23 protein-coding genes and 1 other RNA gene are annotated in these 21,591 nt (G+C 49.7%); 14 read left to right on the forward strand and 10 right to left on the reverse strand.

What is annotated here, in order from left to right:
* Positions 1-67 precede the first annotated feature (67 nt).
* The 6 genes from QEZ41_RS04895 (at position 68) to QEZ41_RS04920 (ending at position 5,175) form a co-directional block, all read left to right on the forward strand.
* The gene (locus QEZ41_RS04895) at positions 68-1,816 is read left to right on the forward strand and encodes a sensor domain-containing diguanylate cyclase (protein ID WP_289410270.1); all 1,749 of its coding nucleotides are present in this window, start codon (positions 68-70) and stop codon (positions 1,814-1,816) included.
* 41 nt (positions 1,817-1,857) lie between these two features.
* Positions 1,858-2,709, forward strand: a complete 852-nt coding sequence (locus QEZ41_RS04900; protein WP_289410271.1) for a 23S rRNA (adenine(2030)-N(6))-methyltransferase RlmJ — start codon at positions 1,858-1,860, stop codon at positions 2,707-2,709.
* A gap of 90 nt (positions 2,710-2,799) precedes the next feature.
* Entirely contained in the window at positions 2,800-3,015 is a 216-nt protein-coding gene (locus tag QEZ41_RS04905; protein WP_289410272.1) for a VF530 family protein, read from the forward strand.
* A gap of 405 nt (positions 3,016-3,420) precedes the next feature.
* Positions 3,421-3,627, forward strand: coding sequence for a cold-shock protein (locus QEZ41_RS04910; protein WP_289410273.1), 207 nt, complete (start codon positions 3,421-3,423; stop codon positions 3,625-3,627).
* A 469-nt stretch (positions 3,628-4,096) separates the two neighbouring features.
* Positions 4,097-4,690: an EF-hand domain-containing protein gene (locus QEZ41_RS04915; protein ID WP_289410274.1), complete on the forward strand. Its 594-nt coding sequence runs from the start codon at positions 4,097-4,099 to the stop codon at positions 4,688-4,690.
* Between the two features lie 212 nt (positions 4,691-4,902).
* Positions 4,903-5,175 (forward strand): PilZ domain-containing protein, encoded by a 273-nt coding sequence (locus QEZ41_RS04920; protein WP_289410275.1) that lies wholly within the window; start codon positions 4,903-4,905, stop codon positions 5,173-5,175.
* A 2-nt stretch (positions 5,176-5,177) separates the two neighbouring features.
* On the opposite strand, the gene QEZ41_RS04925 is transcribed toward QEZ41_RS04920, so the two are convergent.
* The 7 genes from QEZ41_RS04925 to QEZ41_RS04955 all read right to left on the reverse strand — a co-directional run bounded on the left by QEZ41_RS04925 (position 5,178) and on the right by QEZ41_RS04955 (position 11,627).
* The gene (locus QEZ41_RS04925) at positions 5,178-6,287 is read right to left on the reverse strand and encodes an ABC transporter permease (protein ID WP_289410276.1); all 1,110 of its coding nucleotides are present in this window, start codon (positions 6,285-6,287) and stop codon (positions 5,178-5,180) included.
* 3 nt (positions 6,288-6,290) lie between these two features.
* Complete coding sequence (gene rbbA / locus QEZ41_RS04930; RefSeq protein WP_289410277.1) at positions 6,291-9,020, reverse strand: ribosome-associated ATPase/putative transporter RbbA; 2,730 nt, start codon at positions 9,018-9,020, stop codon at positions 6,291-6,293.
* A gap of 17 nt (positions 9,021-9,037) precedes the next feature.
* Entirely contained in the window at positions 9,038-10,009 is a 972-nt protein-coding gene (locus QEZ41_RS04935; protein WP_289410278.1) for an HlyD family secretion protein, read from the reverse strand.
* Positions 10,010-10,134: 125 nt separating this feature from the next.
* Positions 10,135-10,746 (reverse strand): 5-formyltetrahydrofolate cyclo-ligase, encoded by a 612-nt coding sequence (locus QEZ41_RS04940; protein WP_289410279.1) that lies wholly within the window; start codon positions 10,744-10,746, stop codon positions 10,135-10,137.
* Positions 10,747-10,903: 157 nt separating this feature from the next.
* Positions 10,904-11,082, reverse strand: a non-coding RNA gene (gene ssrS, locus QEZ41_RS04945) — 6S RNA.
* A gap of 36 nt (positions 11,083-11,118) precedes the next feature.
* A complete protein-coding gene (locus QEZ41_RS04950; protein ID WP_289410280.1) occupies positions 11,119-11,421 on the reverse strand; it encodes a cell division protein ZapA in 303 nt (100 codons plus the stop codon).
* Positions 11,418-11,627 (reverse strand): TIGR02449 family protein, encoded by a 210-nt coding sequence (locus tag QEZ41_RS04955; protein ID WP_289410281.1) that lies wholly within the window; start codon positions 11,625-11,627, stop codon positions 11,418-11,420. Before QEZ41_RS04955 ends, QEZ41_RS04950 begins: the two co-directional genes overlap by 4 nt.
* Positions 11,628-11,784: 157 nt before the next feature.
* On the opposite strand from QEZ41_RS04955, the gene QEZ41_RS04960 reads away from it, so the two are divergent.
* From QEZ41_RS04960 to QEZ41_RS04975, 4 genes are read left to right on the forward strand one after another with little or no spacing between them, the layout of a single operon-like run.
* Positions 11,785-12,351 (forward strand): UPF0149 family protein, encoded by a 567-nt coding sequence (locus tag QEZ41_RS04960; RefSeq protein WP_289410282.1) that lies wholly within the window; start codon positions 11,785-11,787, stop codon positions 12,349-12,351.
* A gap of 11 nt (positions 12,352-12,362) precedes the next feature.
* Positions 12,363-13,694 (forward strand): Xaa-Pro aminopeptidase, encoded by a 1,332-nt coding sequence (gene pepP, locus QEZ41_RS04965; RefSeq protein ID WP_289410283.1) that lies wholly within the window; start codon positions 12,363-12,365, stop codon positions 13,692-13,694.
* Between the two features lie 2 nt (positions 13,695-13,696).
* Positions 13,697-14,887 carry a 2-octaprenyl-6-methoxyphenyl hydroxylase gene (gene ubiH / locus QEZ41_RS04970; protein ID WP_289410284.1) on the forward strand — a complete coding sequence of 397 codons (1,191 nt, stop codon included), beginning with the start codon at positions 13,697-13,699 and terminating at the stop codon, positions 14,885-14,887.
* A 12-nt stretch (positions 14,888-14,899) separates the two neighbouring features.
* The gene (locus QEZ41_RS04975) at positions 14,900-16,132 is read left to right on the forward strand and encodes a 2-octaprenyl-3-methyl-6-methoxy-1,4-benzoquinol hydroxylase (RefSeq protein ID WP_289410285.1); all 1,233 of its coding nucleotides are present in this window, start codon (positions 14,900-14,902) and stop codon (positions 16,130-16,132) included.
* Here QEZ41_RS04975 and QEZ41_RS04980 read toward each other — a convergent pair.
* Positions 16,125-16,658: an AAA family ATPase gene (locus tag QEZ41_RS04980; protein ID WP_289410286.1), complete on the reverse strand. Its 534-nt coding sequence runs from the start codon at positions 16,656-16,658 to the stop codon at positions 16,125-16,127. The two genes, QEZ41_RS04975 and QEZ41_RS04980, sit on opposite strands and share 8 nt — an antisense overlap.
* Entirely contained in the window at positions 16,655-17,218 is a 564-nt protein-coding gene (gene pnuC / locus QEZ41_RS04985; protein ID WP_289410288.1) for a nicotinamide riboside transporter PnuC, read from the reverse strand. The genes QEZ41_RS04980 and pnuC overlap by 4 nt, the downstream gene beginning before the upstream one ends.
* Positions 17,219-17,352: 134 nt before the next feature.
* On the opposite strand from pnuC, the gene gabD reads away from it, so the two are divergent.
* The 4 genes from gabD to QEZ41_RS05005 all read left to right on the forward strand — a co-directional run bounded on the left by gabD (position 17,353) and on the right by QEZ41_RS05005 (position 20,604).
* Positions 17,353-18,798 (forward strand): NADP-dependent succinate-semialdehyde dehydrogenase, encoded by a 1,446-nt coding sequence (gabD, locus tag QEZ41_RS04990; RefSeq protein ID WP_289410289.1) that lies wholly within the window; start codon positions 17,353-17,355, stop codon positions 18,796-18,798.
* Positions 18,799-18,839: 41 nt separating this feature from the next.
* Positions 18,840-19,604, forward strand: coding sequence for a TSUP family transporter (locus QEZ41_RS04995; protein WP_289410290.1), 765 nt, complete (start codon positions 18,840-18,842; stop codon positions 19,602-19,604).
* A gap of 68 nt (positions 19,605-19,672) precedes the next feature.
* Positions 19,673-20,365, forward strand: a complete 693-nt coding sequence (locus QEZ41_RS05000) for a DUF1294 domain-containing protein (RefSeq protein WP_289410291.1) — start codon at positions 19,673-19,675, stop codon at positions 20,363-20,365.
* 17 nt (positions 20,366-20,382) lie between these two features.
* Positions 20,383-20,604, forward strand: coding sequence for a penicillin-binding protein (locus QEZ41_RS05005; protein ID WP_289410293.1), 222 nt, complete (start codon positions 20,383-20,385; stop codon positions 20,602-20,604).
* A gap of 78 nt (positions 20,605-20,682) precedes the next feature.
* Here QEZ41_RS05005 and QEZ41_RS05010 read toward each other — a convergent pair whose 3' ends face one another.
* Complete coding sequence (locus QEZ41_RS05010) at positions 20,683-21,441, reverse strand: SIR2 family NAD-dependent protein deacylase (RefSeq protein ID WP_289410294.1); 759 nt, start codon at positions 21,439-21,441, stop codon at positions 20,683-20,685.
* Positions 21,442-21,591: the final 150 nt, after the last annotated feature.

Raw genomic sequence — 21,591 nt, forward strand, 5'->3', positions numbered from 1 at the left:
TGTATTGTTATCACTTATAACAATATTGCTTACGGGCGCCTTAGTTGGCTTTAGCACCACTGTGCCAATGTATTATTCAATACGCTCGCATATTGAACAGGTCAATCTAACCAATGCGACTGCGCAAGCCGGTGCAATAGACAACCATTTTGCGCGCTTGCACTCTTTAGCAGCGCAGTTCACCAGCCGTACTGAGATACGTAAACGCCTAGAAGCCTATTTAGACGGCACGCTGTCTTTGGCGCAGTTACAGGAATTCAGCCAGCCACGTTTGGCCGAACCAGCCAGCCATATTCCAGACTTGCGCGCTATGGTGCGCGTTACACCCCAGCACGAAGTGGTGGCTGCTGTGGGTGAGCTCGCCGAGCAGGTTAGAACGCTGGATTTAACAGCTATAACGCAAAAAGTAGTGAGCCTCAACGATCCAGTCATAGACTTGATTCGCGTGACTGCAGAAATCCGCAGCCCAGAAGGCGTGTTAGTGGGTTGGGATATGCTCTACTTTGATACGCAAAGCTTGGCGCCCTTATTGAGCGAGTTTGGTACCTATACGCACAGTGCGCAGCTGCACCTGATCAATCAAGATTCTTTATTGTCCTTAAATTACGACCCCAGCCTGCAGCAGGTGATACGTCAGGAGTTAAGTCCTGCATTCAAACGTGCATTAACTGAACTTGATTACAGTAAGGCGCGCCTATCTGAACTCACCGCGGAGCAAGATTTCACCTTGCTTTATGTACCACTAACCGAGGTTGGTTGTGGGCTGCTTATCCAGATTCCGCAGCACATCTTTTACCAAGCGGCTTACCAAGAAATGTATTGGGCATACCTCAGTATCTTCATCATGCTGGTCATGGGGGCGCTTATCAGTCATTACGCCGTGAGACCCTTGATCAACAAGCTTACCCGGCAAGCAGCTGAAATTGAGCGACACGCCATCGAATTACGGTTGGCTGCCAGTGTGTTTGAGCAAACTCAGCAGGCGATTTTAATCACCGATCCGCAATTCAACATTGTGCGTGCCAATGAGGGCGCTAAAAAAATTCTTCACGTGGATGACCTCTCTGTTGCAAAGCGAAATCTAAAAGAGTTTTTACCCCCAGACGTATGTGACAACAATCAGCTGCTTACGCAGGATTTAACGCAACTGCTAAATACTAAGGGCAGCTGGCAGGGTGAGATTTGCTATAAAAAATTAGCAGGCGATGAGAGCGCTATCACGCCCACTTTGCAGAACATCAGCTCGGTTAATAACACCAGCGCGCAAATCAGCTACCTTATTCATATTTTTAGCGACATTACAGAACGCAAAGCGGTACATAGCAAAGTGATTTATATGGCCCATCACGATGCGCTTACTGGCTTGCCAAATCGAAACGCGCTGCTGAATCGTTTAGCGCACTGTGTAGAAAACACAGAGGTGTTTGCTGTGCTGTTTATTGATTTGGATAAATTTAAACCGGTGAATGACAACTTTGGTCATCAGGTGGGTGATTGCCTGTTACGCGAAGTGGCGCAGCGAATCCGTAGTGTAGTACGTGCCAATGATATTGTTGGACGTTTGGGTGGTGACGAGTTTTTAATGATTGTTGAGTCGGCAACCGATACGCTACAGGCCAACGTTATTGCCGAAAAAATTATTCGCCAAATCACCCAGCCCTTCCAAATTGAAGGTCAAAGTGTGACGGTGGGTGTGTCTATAGGCATCGCGCACTATCCTAAAGATGGCAACAGCGCCGATCGCATTATCCAAGCGGCTGATGCGGCGATGTATAAGGCTAAGCAGAGCGGCGGCAATTGTTTTGCCAGCAATTAAACAGCACGTGCCTAACCACGTATTTTGATAGAGAAATCACCTTGTTAAGTTATCGCCACTCATTTCACGCCGGCAATTTTGCGGACGTGCTTAAACACATTGTGCTGCTAGAAATGCTGCAGCATATGATTAAAAAAGATAAGGGTTTCAGCTATGTGGACACCCACAGCGGCGCTGGGCTTTATCACCTACAATCAGCCCATGCCGATAAGCTGCAGGAGTATCGTCAGGGCGTAGCCAAACTAATGGATTTGAACTGGCCTGAATTGAATCTGTATCAGCAAACGATAGCTGCATTTAATAGTAAGTCAGCCAAACTGGGTTTTTATCCGGGGTCACCGCTGATTGCCGCGCAATTTTTACGCAGCCAAGATCATGCATGGCTGTATGAGTTGCATCCTGAAGATTACAAACGGCTGGTAAAAAACACGCAAGGTTATAGCAAATTCAAAGTCTTTAAAGAAGATGGTTTAAGCGGCTTATTAGGCCGGTTGCCACCACCCTCACGACGGGCTCTGGTGCTTATTGACCCGTCTTATGAAATAAAATCTGACTACGATGCGGTATTTAAAACAGTAGCCAGCGCCTATAAAAAATTCGCCACGGGCAGTTACGCCATTTGGTATCCCGTGGTTGAGCGCAGCCGTATTAAGCGTATGCACCAGCAGTTTGTTAAAAGCGGCATTAAGGATATTCAGGTGTTTGAGCTGGGCTTGGCTGCCGACGCAGAAGGTCAAGGTATGACGGCTTCTGGCATGCTGGTCATCAATCCACCTTGGCAACTTATGACCCACATGCAGGCACTCCTGCCAAAACTCACTCAGGCGCTGGATGAAACAGGACAGGCTTTTTACCGTTGCGAGCAATTAGTACCGCAGCAGGGAATAGAGTAAGGACAGATCATTTGTACGCTTTCTATCAACGCTCTAGCGGCGCAGGCATAGATTCAGTGCTTTCTTAGATAACATGCGGGTGTATGCAACATGAGTAACGAACAAACCAATAGCCCCTTGCACGGCGTTACGCTTGAGCAGATAGTGACAAGTCTGCAAGAACATTATGGCTGGGATGGATTGGCGCAACGAATCAATGTGAACTGCTTTAAAAATGAGCAGTCAATCAAGTCATCATTGAAGTTTTTACGCAAAACCCAATGGGCCAGAGATAAGGTTGAAAGCCTGTACGAAGCGACGTTTTAAGAAAATAGACTGGGCTGGGCACATATTGGACGTCAGTAACAATAAAAGCGGTTAAAAAGAACACGCTTAAACTGAGACTACAAATTCACCGCCACGCACACCACAGCAGGCGATGCGGCAATTTCATCCTGTGCTTGCGGATACAGGCTAGATAGAAAAGGGTTAGATTTGTTAATCCATATGTTCATTAATGTCATCTATTGGCGCATACTATACAATCGTGATTTTCGGAGTAGCACGTGTTGCCGTTAACAAGCTGTAACCGTCTGCATTTTGGTGCTGGCACACAGGTCTTGTTCGGCCGTGCAGGACGCTATGCGCTCTAATCTGAATCACTGCTTTATATACGAACTGGTGAATTCGCATATAACTATATTTCTCACCAATAATTACGAGTAAAGTAAAATGGCTAAAGGTACTGTAAAGTGGTTCAATGCTGACAAAGGTTTCGGCTTCATTACACCTGAAGACGGTGGTAAAGATTTGTTTGTGCACCACTCTGAAATTCAGGCAGGTGGTGGATACGCAACTTTAAATGACGGCCAAGCGGTCGAATACGAAGTTGGTCAAGGTCAAAAAGGTCCTTGCGCAAATAAAGTTGTTGCTATCTAAGTAGCAACACAAATTAAAGGGCAACCCTAATCGGCGCATACTAAATACGGTAAGCGTCTGTTTTGGTTGCTTTTTATTTTTTAAGCTTTACACAATCAACAAAGGAAGTTGAATGTGAACGATTCGGCTGAAGCTCAAGCAAAAATTAAACAAGCAGATAAAAAGTTACGCTGCGCTTGAACCGACTATCGTTAAAGTGCGGACAGAAGACGATAAAAGAACAGTCGTACAGAGTTTCAGCCTCAGCAAGGACCGCCGCTTACGCAGACAGAAATAATCTTCAACCCCATAAATGATTGCTTTCACACGACTTGCCTAGTTTGGCGCAAGGGTATGGTTTGACCGCGAAGTGATGCAAAACGAATTCAAAGATGCAGTAAATTGAGCATGCTATGCTAGTGTGTATAGGCGTAGCTACTAAACTAGCTTCGCGTATCTTCTCTAGACAACCCAGTTTTAGGAGTTAATCATGAAGAAGCTAAAAACATTAGCTATGTCTGCTTTGGTTAGTACATTGGCATTTTTCGCTGGTTACGCGTTGGCAGCTGAGCAAGAGCCAGCCACAGAGCAGGCCCAAACCCAGCAGCAAGAGCAAATCTACGGCAGTCAGCTTATGACGCCTCAGGAGCGTGCCGAGCAACGTGCTAAAATGCGTGCTGCGAAAACGGCTGAAGAGCAGGAACAAATTCGCAGGGAGCATCACGAGCGTATGGTAATTCGTGCCAAGGAGCGTGGAGTGACGCTGCCGGATGAACCTCTTACTAGAGGTGGCGGCATGGGTGCCGGTGGACGTGGTATGGGCATGGGTGGTGGTAATGCCAGACAGAATGCCATGCCTTCATTTTCTGACTTCGATCTTAATAATGACGGCAAGATCACCGAGGAGGAATTTATTGAGGCACGTACCGCCAGAATTAGCGATCGCGCTCAGCAAGGCTATCAAATGCGAGGGCTTACTGATGCTGCATCGTTCACTGATATAGACACTAACGGTGATGGCTCAATATCTCCAGAGGAGTTCTCAGCCTATCAGTCTATGCATCGTCAGCAAATGGGGCGGTAACTAGTCAGTACTTAGGGGGCATTATTTTATTGCTCCCTAAGTAAACAATACTTTATGCATGATTATCTGGTCTGCAGAGTAGCTCCAGAAAGCCAACAAGCATCAAATATACTGCCCAGCGTGGTTTAAGACTAATTCTAATCTGTACTTGAACAAATTGTTTGAGCTGCATAAAGTGGACATATAGACGCACACGCCATAAGGACACCATCATGCATGTTCATTTACGCCAACATATTCGTACCTGCCTTAATTGCAAGATAAAAATTTCACATCCCAGCATGGAAGATATCTATGCCACTACCGAAGATCTATCTGATACGGGTGTGTTTATTGCGCATCCAGATATGGCTAAGCTGACCGTTGGTGATGTGGTGTTTGGGCAAGTTCAAGGCTTGAGTGATAATGATGATGCGCCAGTACTGATGATGGAAGTAGTACGCATTAGCAGCAAGGGTGCTGGTTTACGTTTCATTCAAGAATAGTTTTAAGACGCCAAGCTGGTGCGAAAGCGCGCCAGTGCAGTAACAAAGAAAACCCCACCAATAGCGCTTAGTGCCAGCATATCCGGCCACACCAGCGCGATACCAGCATCTCTAAATAAAACCGCCGTTGCCAAGCTGACAAAATGTGTCGTTGGTGCAAACTGCATCACCCATTGCAGCCAGACCGGCATGCTGTCTAGTGGCGTAGTTCCACCCGATAGCATCAGCATGGTCATCACCACTGGAATAGTCAGCAAGCCAAACTGCGGAATCGAGCGTGCCAATGTGGTTAGAAAGACGGCTACTGCAGTACAGGCAAACAAGTAGAGTGCAGTAATCAGTAAAAACAAACCCATAGAGCCGACCAAAGGCACGCCCAGCGCCTTTTTTACGATCAACTCCAATGACAGCCAAGTACAAAACACCACGACCACGATATTAATCCAGACTTTGCTCAGCATGATTTCCAGAGCCGTCAGCGGCAGCACTAACAAATGCTCCAGCGTGCCATGCTCACGCTCACGTAACAGTGCCGTGCCGGTGAGCAAAATAGCGAGAATCGTCACGTTATTTATAATTTGGATAATGGCTAAAAACCAACCACTTTGTAGGTTGCTATTAAACACCGCCCTAGTGGTGAGCTTGACGGCGGTAACGGTTTCTTGCCCTGATAAGGCATGCAGTTGCTGCTGAAAAATCCGCTGCATATAGCCTGCCCCCATAAAGGCTTGACTCATGGCGGTTGCATCAACGTTTATCTGTAATTCAGGTTGCTTGCCTGCGAGTAAGTCGGCTTGAAAATTCAGTGGTACATTCACCACAAAGGTAAACCGTCCACTATCTAACACCGCATCCATGTCATCGTAGGCCAAGGGTACTGGAGTTTGAAATTCGGGTGGTCGCAAGACCTCTGCGAGTTGGCGTGATAAGCGGCTGTTGTCCTCATCCACCATAGCTACGCTGGCATTATGCACACCAATGGCTGAGCCAGATGCAGGCATGTAAATCGCCGCACTAAAGGCATACAGCATAAACAGCAACAGCACGCTGTCATGTCTTAAGCTAATTAACTCTTTGATACCTAGGCGGAAAATATGTTTTAGCTTGTACATATTCTAAGCCTCCTGCTTCTTTAGCAGCAGCAAACTTAGGCCGGTAAAGAGCACGAAAAAACCTAATAGTGCTAAGGCTTGTGGCCAGAGGTCGGTTAGGTTCAGCGCCTTGGTAAAGGTACCTACGGCGATATCTAAAAAGTAGCCGGCAGGGAAAAGTTCGCCCATGATTGCCGCACCACCGTCTAAGGATGAGCGTGGAGTAATCAAACCGGAAAATTGTACCGTAGGCAAAGTGGTGAGAATCATCGTGCCTAAAATGGCTGCTATCTGGGTTTTGGTGACTGTGGAAATCAATAAGCCAAAGCTGGTGGTCGCCAGAACATAGAGCACGCCACCTAATGCGAGTGTAGTGGCACTGCCTTTAAGCGGCACGCCAAACAGCCAGATATTGGTAGCGACAAGCAAGGCTAGATTTAAGAGGCTGACTACTAAGTAAGGAAATTGCTTGCCCAACAAAAACTCTAAACGGGTTAGCGGTGTGGCATAAAAATTGGTAATGGAACCCAGTTCCTTTTCGCGCACCACTCCAAGAGCGGTGAGCATAGCTGGAATAAAAACTAAAATAAGTGCCATCACCCCCGGGCCTATTGCATGCACACTGATAACACCTTGGTTATAGCGAAAACGCGTTTCCAGTCGTGCTAGCTGGTTTACTTCAGGTAAGGGAGCACTGCTTTCTGCCTGTAATCGCTGCAAGCTTTCCATATGTACAGCCTGCACATAACCGCGACTGGTTTCTGCGCGAAAAGGCACACCACCGTCTAGCCAAACAGCGACTTCGGGTTGTCGCCCTGCATAAAGGTCGCGAGCAAAGCCTGCCGGTATTTCAATAGCAATGCGAATATCGGCGCGTTGCAAACGCGCATGCAGTTGTTTGTCATTACTGAGAGGTTGGCGCTCGGAAAAGTATCTTGAGCTGCGAAAGGCTTCTAGATAAGCACGGCTCTGTGGGCTGTTATCCTGATCCAGCACGGCAAAAGAAAGGTCTTCCACATCTAATGAAATTCCGAAGCCAAAGATAATCATCATAAACAGCGCGCCGAGCATGGCAAAGGCTAAGCGTACTTTGTCGCGCAAGAGTTCTTTGGATTCACGTACGGCAAGAGCCTGGGTGCGTTTAAAGCTAAACCTTTGCCGTGGCGCTGTAATTTGGCTAGCGGTTGCTGTATTGGTCGGTGCGATATGCGCGTCTTCTTCGCTGATGTTTTGCGCTTTGAGTAAACAACGTACGAAAGCCTGCTCCAAGCTTTGTGCCTGATACTGCTCTTGCAGCTCGGTGGGCGTGCCCACCGCATGCACCTGTCCTGCATGCATCAATGAAATACGGTCACAGCGCTCAGCTTCATTCATAAAGTGGGTCGACAGGAAGATAGTAACGCCCTGCTCCCGCGATAACTCAAGTAATAAACGCCAGAAATCATCCCGTGCGGCTGGATCAACACCAGAGGTGGGTTCATCCAGAATAAGTACCTCAGGTTCATGGATGACGGCCACAGCTAAGGATAAACGCTGGCGCAAACCCAGTGGTAGTGTGCCGGCCTGCTCGTCAGCAAAGTCGAGCAAGTCAAAACGCTGCATGAGTTTTTGCGCTCTTTGTTGGCCTTGTGCGCTAGGAATATCAAATAGCTGTGCATGCAAATGAAGGTTTTGGAGTACGGTCAATTCACCATATAGAGAGAAGCTTTGCGACATAAAGCCGACCCTTTTGCGGGTAGCCAAATCACTTGAGTCTACGGGATTACCCAGCAGCCACGCCTTGCCTTCACTGGCGGGTAGCAAGCCGGTCAGCACTTTCATGGTGCTGGTTTTGCCGCAACCATTGGAACCTAAAAAACCGAATATTTCGCCTTTTCTAATGGCAAAACTGACGTTGTTTACCGCCGTAAAATCACCAAAGCGCAAGCTTAGATTTTCGGCCTTAATGGCAATTTCTTGGCTGCTTTGTTGCAGTGGCGGCATGGTTAAAGGGATAACCGCTTGTTTACCAGCGCCCTGAAAATAGGTAAAAGCATCATCCAGTGTGCCACTGTCGACTACTTGCAGCAGGTCTGCGGTTAAGCCTTGGGCTATGAGCTGGCCTTTGTCCAGCATTAAGCAATGCTCGAATTGCGCAGCCTCTTCCATGTAAGCCGTGGCTACCAGTAAGGTCAGCTGGGGTCGATCTTGGCGTACACGCTCAACCAATTGCCAAAAATGCTGGCGCGATAAAGGGTCTACTCCTGTGGTGGGCTCATCCAGAATAAGCAAGTCGGGGTCATGAATTAGTGCGCAACACAGTCCTAGTTTTTGTTTCATACCGCCAGATAACTTGCCTGCGGGTCGATTGGCAAAGGCGGTTAAATCGGTGGCTGCAAGCAGGCTCGTCATGCGGACTTCGCGCTCTTGGCGATTTAAGCCAAACAAGTCAGCAAAGAAACGAATGTTTTCCGCAATAGATAAATCAGGATACAGGTTGTGTCCTAATCCTTGCGGCATAAAAGCGATACGTTGGTAGAGCGTGCGCCGGTGACGGCGAACATCAATATCAGCACCGAGCACAGCAAGCTCACCTTGCTGTAGCTTTTTTACTCCTGCAATTAAACCAAGTAGGCTAGATTTTCCCGCACCATCGGGGCCGATTAAGCCGCAACGACTGCCAACCGGTAAACTAAAAGCCACTCCGGACAGCGCTTGCTGCTGGCCATAACGATGGGAAATTCCCTGTGCAATTACTGCAGGTTGAGTGGTCATAGTGGACGGCTAATTAATTAACGGACAAGAAATTCTGGCCATTGCACATCCTGCCTGTCGCGCACATAGGCCGAACCCGGCATGCCCGGCTTAGCTTGTGGCGTTGCGCTAGGCTCACTCAGACGCAGTTTGACGCGAAATACCAGCTTCTGCCGCTCATCGCGCGTTTCCACTTCTTTGGGGGTGAACTGAGCTTTGCCCGCGACAAAAGCAACCTGTGCAACTAAGGGTTGTTCTGGCAAAGCATCCAATAAAATACGCGCTTCATCTCCGACAATTAAGCGGCCAGAAAGGGCTGCAGGCAGGTACAGATTCATGTACTGATCGTTGGGGTCAATTAATAACAGTACGCGCCCACCGGCACCTAGTACTTCGCCCGGCTCTGCTAAGCGCAGTTGCACCACACCAGCGATGGGTGCACGCAGACTGCTCTCTTCAATTTCAGTGCTCAGCTGTAATACCTGCGCTTGTGCCGCGCCTATGGCTGCTCGGGCCGCTGATACTTGGGCTCTAGCAGCCTCTAATGCGGCAGCGGCAGTATCAGCACGCGCTTGCTGTTGATCCAGTTGTTGACCGCTGGCGTGACCACGCTCATACAGTTCTTGAAAACGTGCTAAGTCTTGCTTTGCCAGCTTGCGCTCGGACTCACGCAGGTGCACATTGGCTTGCTGCGCCGCTAGGTTTTCTTCGGCGCGCATTACCTCAGCCTGTGCCTGAGCGCGTTGCGCTTCTAAGGATTTAGTGTCCATGCGTGCCAGTAGCTGACCGGCTTTAACCCTGTCACCTTCAGCCACTAAAACCTGCGCTAAACGTCCCGGGAATTTGGTAGCAATCTGTACTTCAGTGGCCTCTAAGCGACCATTGGTTTCATACACGCCTTCGGGTAAGCGGTCTTGAATGGATTTCCAGTAACCTATGCCCGCTGCTAAGACCAAGGCTAAAAGTAAGGGTAAGGCATAGATTTTTTTGATTTCTTTTTGTTGAGACATGGATGCTCCTGCGGCCATTTAATGGATTCAGTACCGCTATAAATTACAAACATTGTAACCTTATGCTCAGAACCTATCTAGGGCGGATATTCCTTAAGCGACTGAAATCAAATAAAGAGTCAGGATTATGAAAGCAGTAAATAAGCGCTGTCTGTTACCACAGCCTGTAGTGCAATATCCCAGCTTTGGGTTGGAATCTGTTCGACCTCCTGGCAGGCATGTGCCAAGCCCAGCAAGGTTGGCATTTTAATATGTTCATGAGCTATCAAAGGTGCTAAAGCGCGATCATAGTAGCCACCGCCCATGCCCAAACGGTTGCCGGCTCGGTCGAAACCAACCAGTGGCATGCAGAGTAAATCGAGCGTCCAAATAGGCCGTTGCCGTTGAGGGTTCCATCTAGGCTGAGTGATAGCGTAGCTGTTGGTTTCCCACAACTCATCAGGCAATAACTGTTGAAACACCATCTTATATTTAGGCCAAGGAGCAATAACAGGTAGATACACTTGTTTGCCTTGGTTAAGCGCTGCTTCGAGTAGCAGATGCGGGCTGATTTCGCCATCGCAGGCCAAATAAAAAGCGAGGTGTTGAGCGCGACGAAAAACCAGCTGCTGAGCAAGTTGGCGATACAATGATTGTGCCGCAGCATGTTGCTGCTGGGGGCTCAGGCTGTTGCGCTTGCGACGTAACTGCTTACGCAAAAGAGCGCGCTGTTGGTTCAGTTCATCCTGCTGTGACATAGGCTGTGTCAATCGCTATTGCAGAGGTTAAATTGGCTTACTAGTGTACAGCCAATTGTGAAATACGTGGTAAAAGCAGAGGGTTTTGTGCAGACAGCAGAACAGAACTAAGGAGACGGTAGGGGGGCAGTTGTATAAACAATAGCGTATAGAAAAGAGACTCCCCAGAGATGCCGCTGTTGACGTGGCCCTTGAACCCGAGAGTTCAAGGTGGAGTTCGCGTTAAGCTTTTAGGCTTCCTGCAGAGCAGGCATGCACACCAGCTTATGTTCGCAAGCCCCGAGTTGAGAGAATCGGCTCAGGGACATAATCAACTAGCAAACACTCCAGGGAGTGCATTCAGTATACACTCTTCAACCTTGCTAACAAGACTTAATCATTTTCCAGCGCTGTGCTAACCTTCGCTATTAGTTCGCGAACTTGTTGAGAATCAACCGTATCTAGCAGCTCGAATTGCTGCTGTTTGTTCTGTAATTCGTGGGTAATATTGAGCGCCGCTAATACGGCAATTCGCTCAGAGCCGATCACCTTGCCACCGCGGCGGATTTCGCGCATCTTGCCATCTAAATAAGTAGCCGCCCGCTCCAAGTTAATGCGTTCGCTGGTAGGGCAAACAATGTGATATTCCTTATCCAGAATATAAACAGTTACAGTCTGGGTTTGCGCTTGCGTCATGAATCTCGCTCCAAGGCTTTCAGTCGAAAAATCATTGCCTCAACTTTTTGTCGAGCCACCTCGTTTTTATTAATTAGCTGAGCACGCTCTTCTTGCCAGTCATGCTGAGCCTGTTTTAAGGCAGCGTATTGCTGTTTAAGTTCAGCATTACGGCGGATCAACTGATCAACAGCCTGCGCCAGCCGGGTTAAATCCGAAGTTTCCACACGCCCCCCACGATTAAAGACCTGCCGAAAGGCTGGATTGAAGTAAGCACATATTTTTATCAACAGATAATAAAACTGCCATAACACCTATAGTACTGACAATTACACGTTATACTAAGCCTCTTTATTTTATAACATTTATTAGCTATTAAACTCTATGTCACAACACACATCCATCTATCACTCATTCGCACAGCTGTTGCTCGAGCATGGCCAACAGGTTTCACCCGCAGAATTACACGGGCTGATGCTCGGTCGTTGCTGTGCTGGCGCCAGCTTTAGTGCTGAGTCCTGTATTAAAGACGCAGAAATTCTTTTTGATGGTGAAGTGCCGGCCAGTTTGCATCAAGCACTCACTGGCTTGCAAGATATGCTGAAAACAGAGCTGACCACCTTTGAAAACCTAGCCGTAACCCTGTTGCTACCTAATGACGATTGCCCGCTCGAGCAGCGTATTAGTGCCATGGCCCAGTGGTGTCAGGGGTTTTTAAGTGGTTTTGGTACTCATATAGGGCAAACCAAGCTTTCTGCTGAGGTCAAGGAAGTGCTCGAAGATTTCGTTTCTATCAGCCAGATAGAAGAGCAAGCAGAAGAAGAGAATGATGAAGCCAGCTATATGGAAATTAGCGAGTATTTACGCATGACCTCAGTGTTTTTATACACTGAGCATGGTATCCAGCCAGAGCCACCCGCAAAGGAAGCTGACAAACCCGCCGTTCACTAAGGAGCTTTTCAGTGAGTTTGATTAGTCAGACAGAATATCGCCAACGTCGCCAACTACTGATGCAGCAGATGGAGCCCAACAGTATTGCGATACTGCCAGCAGCTCCGGTGAGCAATCGCAACAACAGTGTGGATTATCCTTATCGCCAAAACAGCGACTTCTTTTATTTGTCTGGCTTTGCCGAACCCGAAGCGGTGCTAGCGATTATTCCCGGTCGTGAGCATGGCGAATTTGTGTTGTTTTGTCGTGAGCGCAATCCCGAAAAAGAGCTCTGGGATGGTCTACGTGCTGGGCAAGAAGGTGCTGTGCGTGACTATGGCGCCGACGATGCGTTTCCTTTTACCGATATTGATGAAATCCTGCCAGGCCTGATCGAAGGGCGTGAGCGGGTTTATTATTCCGTGGGCAAAAATCACAGTTTTGATCAGCAGTTAATGGACTGGATCAACAGCATTCGCAGCAAAGCGCGTCTGGGTGCACAGCCGCCGAAAGAGTTTGTCATGCTGGATCATCTACTGCATGAAATGCGCTTATTTAAAAGCCCAGCGGAAGTGAAGGTGATGCAGCAGGCGGCAGATATCTCATGCCGCGCGCACATCAAGGCTATGCAGGCAGTAAAGCCTGGCATGTATGAATATCAGTTAGAAGCCGAGCTGGATTACGAGTTTCGCAAATCAGGTGCGCGCCTGCCTGCCTATTCCTCCATTGTGGCTGCCGGCAAAAATGCCTGTATTTTGCACTACGTGGAAAACAACGCCCGCATCCAAGACGGCGATCTTATTTTAATTGATGCCGGCTGTGAGCTCGATTGCTACGCCAGTGACATCACCCGCACCTTCCCGGCCAACGGGGTGTTTTCCCCGGAGCAGAAAGCCATCTATGAGCTTGTTCTAGCCGCCAATATCGCCGCGATTGATTGTGTGGCGCCGAATCGCCACTGGAACGAAGCCCATGACACCAGTGTGCGCGTGATTACCGCAGGCTTGCTGGAGCTTGGTTTATTGCAGGGTGAGCTGGAAGAACTAATCGCCAGCGAAGCTTACAAGCCCTTTTATATGCATCGTGCTGGGCACTGGCTGGGATTAGACGTTCATGACGTCGGTGATTATAAGGTCGCTGGTCAATGGCGTTTGCTGGAGCCGGGCATGACCATGACCATAGAGCCAGGTATTTATATCGCTCCAGATAACCAAACTGTAGATAAAAAGTGGCGTGGTATTGGTGTACGCATTGAAGACAATGTGCTGGTGACCAAAACAGGTCATAAAGTGCTCACTAGCGCAGCAGTTAAAACCGTGGCTGACATTGAACAGCTGATGCGCCAAGCCAACAGCGGAGCCTAACAATGAAATCGGTGGATATAGCCATTATTGGTGGTGGGTTGGTGGGTGCAAGTCTTGCGCTTGCCTTGCAGCAGGGTGCTCAGCAACGTCATTGGTCTATCGCGCTGATTGAGCCTTTTGCTCCGGGTGACAGCTACCAGCCCAGTTATGATGTGCGCGCCTCGGCGTTGACCTATGGCAGTCAGCAAATCTATCAGCGGTTGGGTATTTGGCCGCAAGTAGCCGCACGTGCCGAAGCGATTCGCGATATTCATGTATCTGATAAAGGACATTTCGCAGCCGCGCGCATGAGTGCCGCTAAAGAAAATGTTCCAGCACTGGGTTATGTGGTAGAAAACGCTTGGCTTGGGCATTGTTTATGGGCGGCGCTGGACAGTCAGGTGGTGCATTGGCACTGCCCGGCTCAGGTTGAACGTCTGCAGCCTAATGCGCAGGGCTATCAGTTAAAGCTGCAAGATGGCACTGAGTTGCAAGCGAAGCTGACTATTCTGGCCGATGGTGGGCGTTCTAATTTGCGCGAACAACTCGGCATTCATGCGCAGGTCACGCCCTATGCGCAAACCGCCATTATCAGCACGGTTAGCCCCGAGTTAGCCCATGATGGTCTGGCGTTTGAGCGTTTCACCGCGATAGGACCTATGGCGCTATTGCCCTTACCAGAAAACCGCTGCGTATTGATTTGGACGCGGCCACCGGCTGAGGCGGAGCGTTTGGCGGCGCTTGCGGATGAAGACTTCTTAGCTGAACTGCAAGACTGCTTTGGCTATCGTTTAGGCGCTTTTAAACAGGTGGGTACGCGACATTTGTACCCCTTAAGCCTAGTGCAAAGTAGCGAACAGGTGCGTCGTAATCTGGTGGTGCTGGGTAACTCAGCCCACAGCCTGCACCCCATTGCTGGGCAGGGTTACAACCTGTCGTTGCGCGATGCGATGGCCTTGGCGGAACATTTACTAGCCAGCCAAGCAGAACTGGGTGATCTGGCTACCTTACAGGCGTATCAGACCAGTCAGCAGCAGGACCAAGATTTGGTGATTGGCTTCTCCGATCGCAGTACGCGTTTGTTTTCCAATGCGCAGCCGCTGCTTGTTACTGGGCGTAATCTGGGCTTGCTCGGGTTAGAGCTCTGTCCACCGGCGAAGTCATTTTTTACCCGTTACGCCATGGGTTTGGGCGGGCGCGGCACAGCAGTCTAGGGAGTTGTAGCGATGCGAGCAGATATTATTATTGTAGGCGCGGGCATGGTCGGTAGTAGCCTGGCTTTGGCGCTAAAAGACTCGGGCTTAGATGTGGTGCTTTTAGACGGCGGATCATTGACGGTACCGCCCTTTAATCCTCAGTCTTCGTTTGCCCCACGCGTCAGCGCGCTGTCGATTGCCAGTCAGAATGTTTTAGAAAATTTGGGTGCTTGGCCGGGCGTCTTAGTGCGACGTGTCAGTCCTTACCGGGAAATGCAGGTGTGGGATGGCTCGGGTACAGGCAGCATTCATTTTAGTGCTAGCGATGCCCGTGCCGAAGTGCTCGGTCATATTACGGAAAACCAGATTGTCCAAGATGCTCTACTAGAACAATTGCAGCACAGCTCGATAGCGTTGCTGGCGCATTCACAACTCAGTCAGCTTAGACGCTCTGGCTCAGACTGGTTACTGAGCATGGCTGATGGCAGCAGCTTGCGTACCCGCTTATTGATTGCTGCAGATGGCGCTAACTCCAGTGTGCGCCGTCTTACAGGTAGTGCGACCCGCGAATGGGATTACTTTCATCATGCAGTGGTTACCAGTGTGGCCTGCGAACAGTCGCATCAACACACCTGTTGGCAGCGTTTTACCGATGAGGGCCCGTTAGCCTTACTGCCCTTGCAGCATGCAGATGGCCGCAACTGGTGCTCAATTGTCTGGTCCTTGCCGCCTGAGCGTGCACAGCAGGTGCTGGCATTAGATGATGAGCAGTTTTGTCAGCAATTAGGCGAGGCGTTTGAGCAGCGCTTGGGGAAAATAACACATGCGGATAAGCGTTTATCCATTCCTCTGCGTCAACGCCATGCCAAGCGCTATATCGAACAAGGCTTAGCCTTTGTCGGCGATGCAGCGCATGTTATTCATCCACTGGCTGGGCAGGGCGTCAATCTGGGCTTTTTAGATGTGGCCAGTTTGGCTGATGTTGTGCTCAAGGCGATTGAACGTGGAGAAGACTATGCCAGCGCGCAAGTATTGAGTCGTTTTGAGCGCCAGCGCATGCCGCACAACCTAGCCATGATGGCAGCCATGCAGGGTTTTCAGAATCTATTTCAGTCCGACAATCTTTCGCTCCGCTTGCTGCGCAACCTTGGCTTTAAAGCTGTTGATGGTATGCCGCAAGCTAAAACAGCCTTTATTCGTCAGGCTTTAGGCCTAGGCATGCAACTGCCGCCGTTAGCGCAGACACCTACTCCGCTTAACTAAGCCCGTTAATGTGCTCCATCAGCATGTCCAGCCTTGCTTGCCAGCTACCGCTGATCGGTACGACCGGTTGTTGGTGTTGAGTGAGCCAGCGGTGTAGTTGGGCATAAAAATCCTGCCGCTGGTTTAGCCCAGGCTGACAGCGCTGTCCATCGGCTTGCCATGGCATGCCTTCCGGGCTGAGCAAAAAAATCGCATCATAGTGTTGCGCAAGCAAGCTCTGCTCAATCCAATCGGGACTGCGAGCAAACAGGGTTTGGCTCCACAGCATATTGCTGAGCAAATGGGTATCGAGCAGCAACAGCGGCGGTTTAAGCGCACGCGCCGCACGCTCACGCGCCGCACGCTCACGCGCTAACTGCTCACGTGCAATAATCTCGATATCGGCATAGTTCGTAGCACGCCCCACCTGATCGATGTATTCGCGCACATATTCGCGCACCACCGGCGCATTAAAATGCTCCGCCAGTGCGGTACAGAGTGTACTTTTGCCGGCTGATTCTGGACCCGTTAAGACAACCACTTTCATGCGGGCTGCACCAATGCCTTGCGCCACTGCTGCCAACCATAGATAGCTAAACCAATGAACACCACATAGAGCGCAGCGGTGACATATAGCTCGACCCAGATAAACATCACTATGTAAATAATATTGAGCACCAGCCACATCCACCAACATTGAATACGTTTGTGTGCCATCCAATACTGACCGACCAAACTAAAGCCGGTTAAGGCTGCATCTAGCCAGGGCACATTGGCTTGCGTGTAATGACTCATAAAAAAGCCCAGCGATAGCGTGATGGCTAAGCCAATCAACAAGTCTCTCAGTAACAGCAGTCTGGGCAGAAAACTAACGCTTAAGCTTGGTTGCCCAACAGGTTTACGCCACCACTGCCACCACCCATAGAGTTGCAACACCGCATAAATCAGCTGCAGCAGCATTTCCGAATACAGGCGTGCCACAAAAAAGACCCAGCTATACAACAGCACCATCACCAAACCAATCGGCCAAGCGATAGGTCGTTGGCGCGTCATCAGATAAACCGATAACACACCCAACAGCGCCGCTAATGATTCAATCCACAGCATTATGCTACAACCAAAATACCTATAAGAGGCCGCATTATAGAAGAGGTATGCACAGCAAATGTGTTTGGCGCTTGGTTTTAAGCCATTTATAGTAAGCAACATAAAATGCAACGGTTAGTGAAAAGGGGAATGGTATGAACTTGCATGACAGCAAACTCTTTCAGCAGCAGGCATTTATTAACGGACAATGGTGTGCCGCGGACTCAGGCGCAACGCTGGAAGTAATGAACCCAGCGACGCAACAACCGCTGGGTACAGTGCCAAACATGGGCGCTGGTGAAACACAGCGGGCAATCGAAGCCGCGAATCAAGCACTTCCGGCATGGCGTGGGCACACGGCGAAGCAACGCAGTGAGATTATGCAGCGCTGGTACGCCTTAGTGGTGACGCATCAGGACGATCTGGCGCGGCTGATGACCTTGGAGCAAGGCAAGCCGTTGGCTGAAGCTCGCGGTGAAATTCTCTACGCGGCCTCGTTTATCCAATGGTTTGCTGAAGAAGCCAAACGCGCCTACGGCGATGTGATTCCCAGCCCCGTGGCGAGTTCGCGTTTGCTGGTGATAAAGCAACCCATTGGTGTGTGTGCGGCCATTACCCCATGGAACTTCCCTGCAGCCATGATTACCCGTAAAGCAGCGGCGGCTCTAGCAGCCGGTTGTACCATGGTGATTAAGCCTGCATCGCAAACGCCCTTTAGCGCGCTGGCGTTGATGGAGTTGGCGCAACGTGCCGGCGTGCCAGATGGTGTGTTGTCTGTGGTGACGGGTAGTGCCCGCGAGATTGGCGCTGAGCTAACCAGTAACTCTTTGGTGCGCAAACTGTCGTTTACCGGCTCAACCGAGGTGGGTCGTACCTTGCTGCGCCAGTGCGCGGAAGACATTAAAAAGGTCTCGTTGGAGTTGGGCGGCAATGCGCCCTTTATTGTGTTTGAAGACGCTGATTTGGATGCGGCGGTGACCGGGGCCTTGGCGGCTAAATACCGCAATGCCGGGCAAACCTGCGTCTGTGTGAATAGGTTTTACGTGCATGAGGCGGTGTATGAAGACTTTGCCCAGCGCTTTACTCAAGCCGTACAGGCACTGCGCATGGGCGATGGCTTGCAAGAAGGCGTACAGATTGGCCCACTGATTGATCAGGCGGCAGTGGATAAAGTGCAAAGTCATATTCAAGACGCACTCAGCCAAGGCGCACAACTGGTTTATGGCGGTCAGGCAGAACAGGGCACGTTTTTCCAGCCCACCGTGCTCACCGAGGTACCCAATACGGCATTGCTCACCCGGGATGAAGTCTTTGGTCCGGTGGCGGGTTTAATTCGTTTTAGCACAGAAGCAGAGGTCATTGAGCTGGCTAACAACACAGAGTACGGTTTGGCCGCTTATTTTTACAGTCGCGATGTGGGCCGTTGTTTGCGTGTCGGTGAAGCGCTGGAGTACGGTATGATCGGTATCAATAGCGGGATGATTTCCAACGAAGTGGCTCCCTTTGGCGGTATTAAAGCCTCAGGACTAGGGCGCGAAGGCTCAAAATACGGGCTGGATGACTACATGGAAATTAAATACCTGCACTTGGGCGGCATCTAAACAGGCATGTGCTGTGCTTGAACTCGGGGAGCATTCTGCGCATGGCGCTTGACTGGTTTAACATTTCTTTTCTGATTGTTTGTGGTTTTTTCGGCGCTTTTATCAATGCGGTTGTCGGTGGCGGTGGCTTGATCACTGTGCCGGCTTTGCTGGCTGTAGGTTTACCGCCTGCCGTGGCGATTGGCACCAATAAATTGGCGGCGTCCTTGGGAAACTTAACCAGTATGCTGGCTTTTATGCGAGCTGGAAAAGTAAATATTCGTCTGCTGCTGCCAATTCTGCCTTTGGTATTTGCAAGTTCCATGAGTGGCGCTTTTACTGTACACCAGCTGTCGCCGGAGATTCTGCAGCCGCTGATAATTGTCATGCTAATCGCTGTGCTGGTTTACAGTCTGGCAAAAAAGAACTTGGGGCAACTGCCCAAAGCGATGCTGGTCAAGGGCTGGAAGAAAAAACTAGCCTACACACTGCTTATAATCATCGGTTTTTATGACGGCTTTTTTGGCCCGGGCACGGGATCCTTTATGATTTTTGTGCTGCTGTTTATGGGCTTTGATTTTGTCAATGCCGCCGGCAGCTCGAAGCTGTTAAATCTCACCAGCAACACCGCCGCCCTGTTGATGTTTATGGGGTTGGGCTCGGTAAACTACAGTTACGGAATTGTTCTAGGGTTGTCGATGATCGCTGGTGCTTATGTCGGTACGCGTGTAGCACTAAGCAAAGGCACTGGTTTTGTGCGGCTGCTGTTTATTGCTGTCACTTCTGTGTTGATTATCAAGAATATCTATGATTTTTATGGTGAGTAAGGCTGCTCAGGGCGGGTGCCTGTTACAGTGTTTTGCGAGCAAAAAAACGCAGTGTTTAAGGAGTAATAATGGAGCAGCAGGGCATATTGCGTAATTGGAATAATGAGAAAGGCTTTGGTTTTATTAAAGGCGCGCAGGGTGATGTGTTTGTGCACATCTCTGCTGTGCGTGGTGATACAAGGCCTGAAGTTAATACTGAGGTGTTTTACATTGCCAAACAAGACCAGCAAGGACGTTGGCGAGCAACGCACATGCGTGGCGCTGAGCTGGCTATAGATAAACCGAAGATTCGGCGCAAACCACATAATCAGCCTGTGCCACAAAAGCATCAGCCGCAAACCAAATTCAGTCCGCGTGCGCATGCAGGAACAGGCAAAGATGCTGCTTGGAAGGCTTTGTTATTTTTTGTCAGTATAGTAATAACAGCTTGGGGTTTGGTCGTGCTGTTGTTGCACAATGCTTTGTTCTGGCCGATGGGTGCGTATATGGGCGCGAGCTTGGTTAGTTTTATCCAGTATTGGACGGATAAGAATAAAGCGCAGACAGATGAATGGCGTACACCTGAAAGCAGTTTGCATCTGATCGAGCTCTTGGGTGGATGGCCGGGCGCCTTTATTGCACAAAAGCTATTACGGCATAAAACGCGCAAAGGGTCTTACCAAGCGACCTATTGGTTGATAGTGTTGATTCATCTAGCTTTCTGGATTGATACCCTGTTTTTAGGCCAGCATGCCTTAGCATTTGTAGGTTGGACTATTTAAGTACGGAGTGAAAAATAATGAGCGACAAACTAAATGAAACAGCGTTAAACGCTTTAAAAATTGCTTTTAGCTACATGCCCAAAGCCATAGAAGTGACGAAATACGAGTATGGCGAAAATTTTCAGTATGTGCTGGATCATATTGAAACGGTAAAAGAAGTGTTGCTGCTCAATGATGTGGATCCAGAGGAAGTGTATGGCGAGGTGCATCCCGATCATTCGCCGAACTCAATGTATTAAGCGTGTTGCGCGCCCAACCCTGATAGCGCTCCCCCCCAACCACTATGCTAAGCCACATACCACTGAGCTGTTAGTTCCTTAAAGCATAGCACCAAGTAGCGTTGGTAAAAGCACACCAGCCAAACCAACCAAACTGAACTCCTCTGTGCCACGTACGTGCATGGGTTCGGGGTTGATATGCACTACGGTGGCGCCCTGTTGCGCAGCAACCAGCGGGATGCTGGCGGCGGGTTGCACCATGCCCGAGGTACCTATGGATAACAGGCAGTCACAGTCCTCTGCGGCGGCAAAGGCAGCCTGCATGGCGTGTTCGGGCAGTGCCTCGCCAAACCACACCACGCCGGGTCGAATCATGCCCTGACAGTGTTCGCAGCGCGGGGGTGTAATTTCTTGTTCTTGTTCCATTTGCGGCACATCAGTGAATTGGTAAGCGCGAGTGCAATCGAAGCAGCGCGGTGCAAAGATGCTGCCATGTAAGTGGATAACTTCGCTATTGCCGGACCGCTCATGCAGATCATCCACGTTTTGGGTAATCAGGGTTAGTTTGGGTACGCGTTGGGCTAGCTCGGCAATAGCCCTGTGAGCAGGGTTGGGCTTAACTTGCAGCAGTAATTGACGACGCCACTCATACCAGCCCCAAACCAATGAGGGTTCGCGCAAGAAAGCCTGTGGAGTTGCCAGCTGCATGGGGTCAAACTGTGACCACAAGCCCGTAAGCGCATCACGAAAGGTGGGCACGCCACTTTCAGCAGAAACACCGGCTCCGGTAAAAACCACTAGGTGTCGCGCTTTCTGTACTGCCTCTATCACAGCAGTCGGAACTTTTGTTTTTGCCATTGTTTCTCCCCCACTAACCAGAACAAAACCTACTAAACCCTAACGCACTTTGGCTGCACCTGTACATTGTTAACAGGATGCAATACCAGCGATGCAAAGAACGCTTATTCCGCACATACGACCGTTCATCGGTTTTATAGAATATTTTTT

The organism is Thiopseudomonas acetoxidans, from assembly GCF_030362935.1.
GTDB classification, from domain to species: domain Bacteria; phylum Pseudomonadota; class Gammaproteobacteria; order Pseudomonadales; family Pseudomonadaceae; genus Thiopseudomonas; species Thiopseudomonas acetoxidans.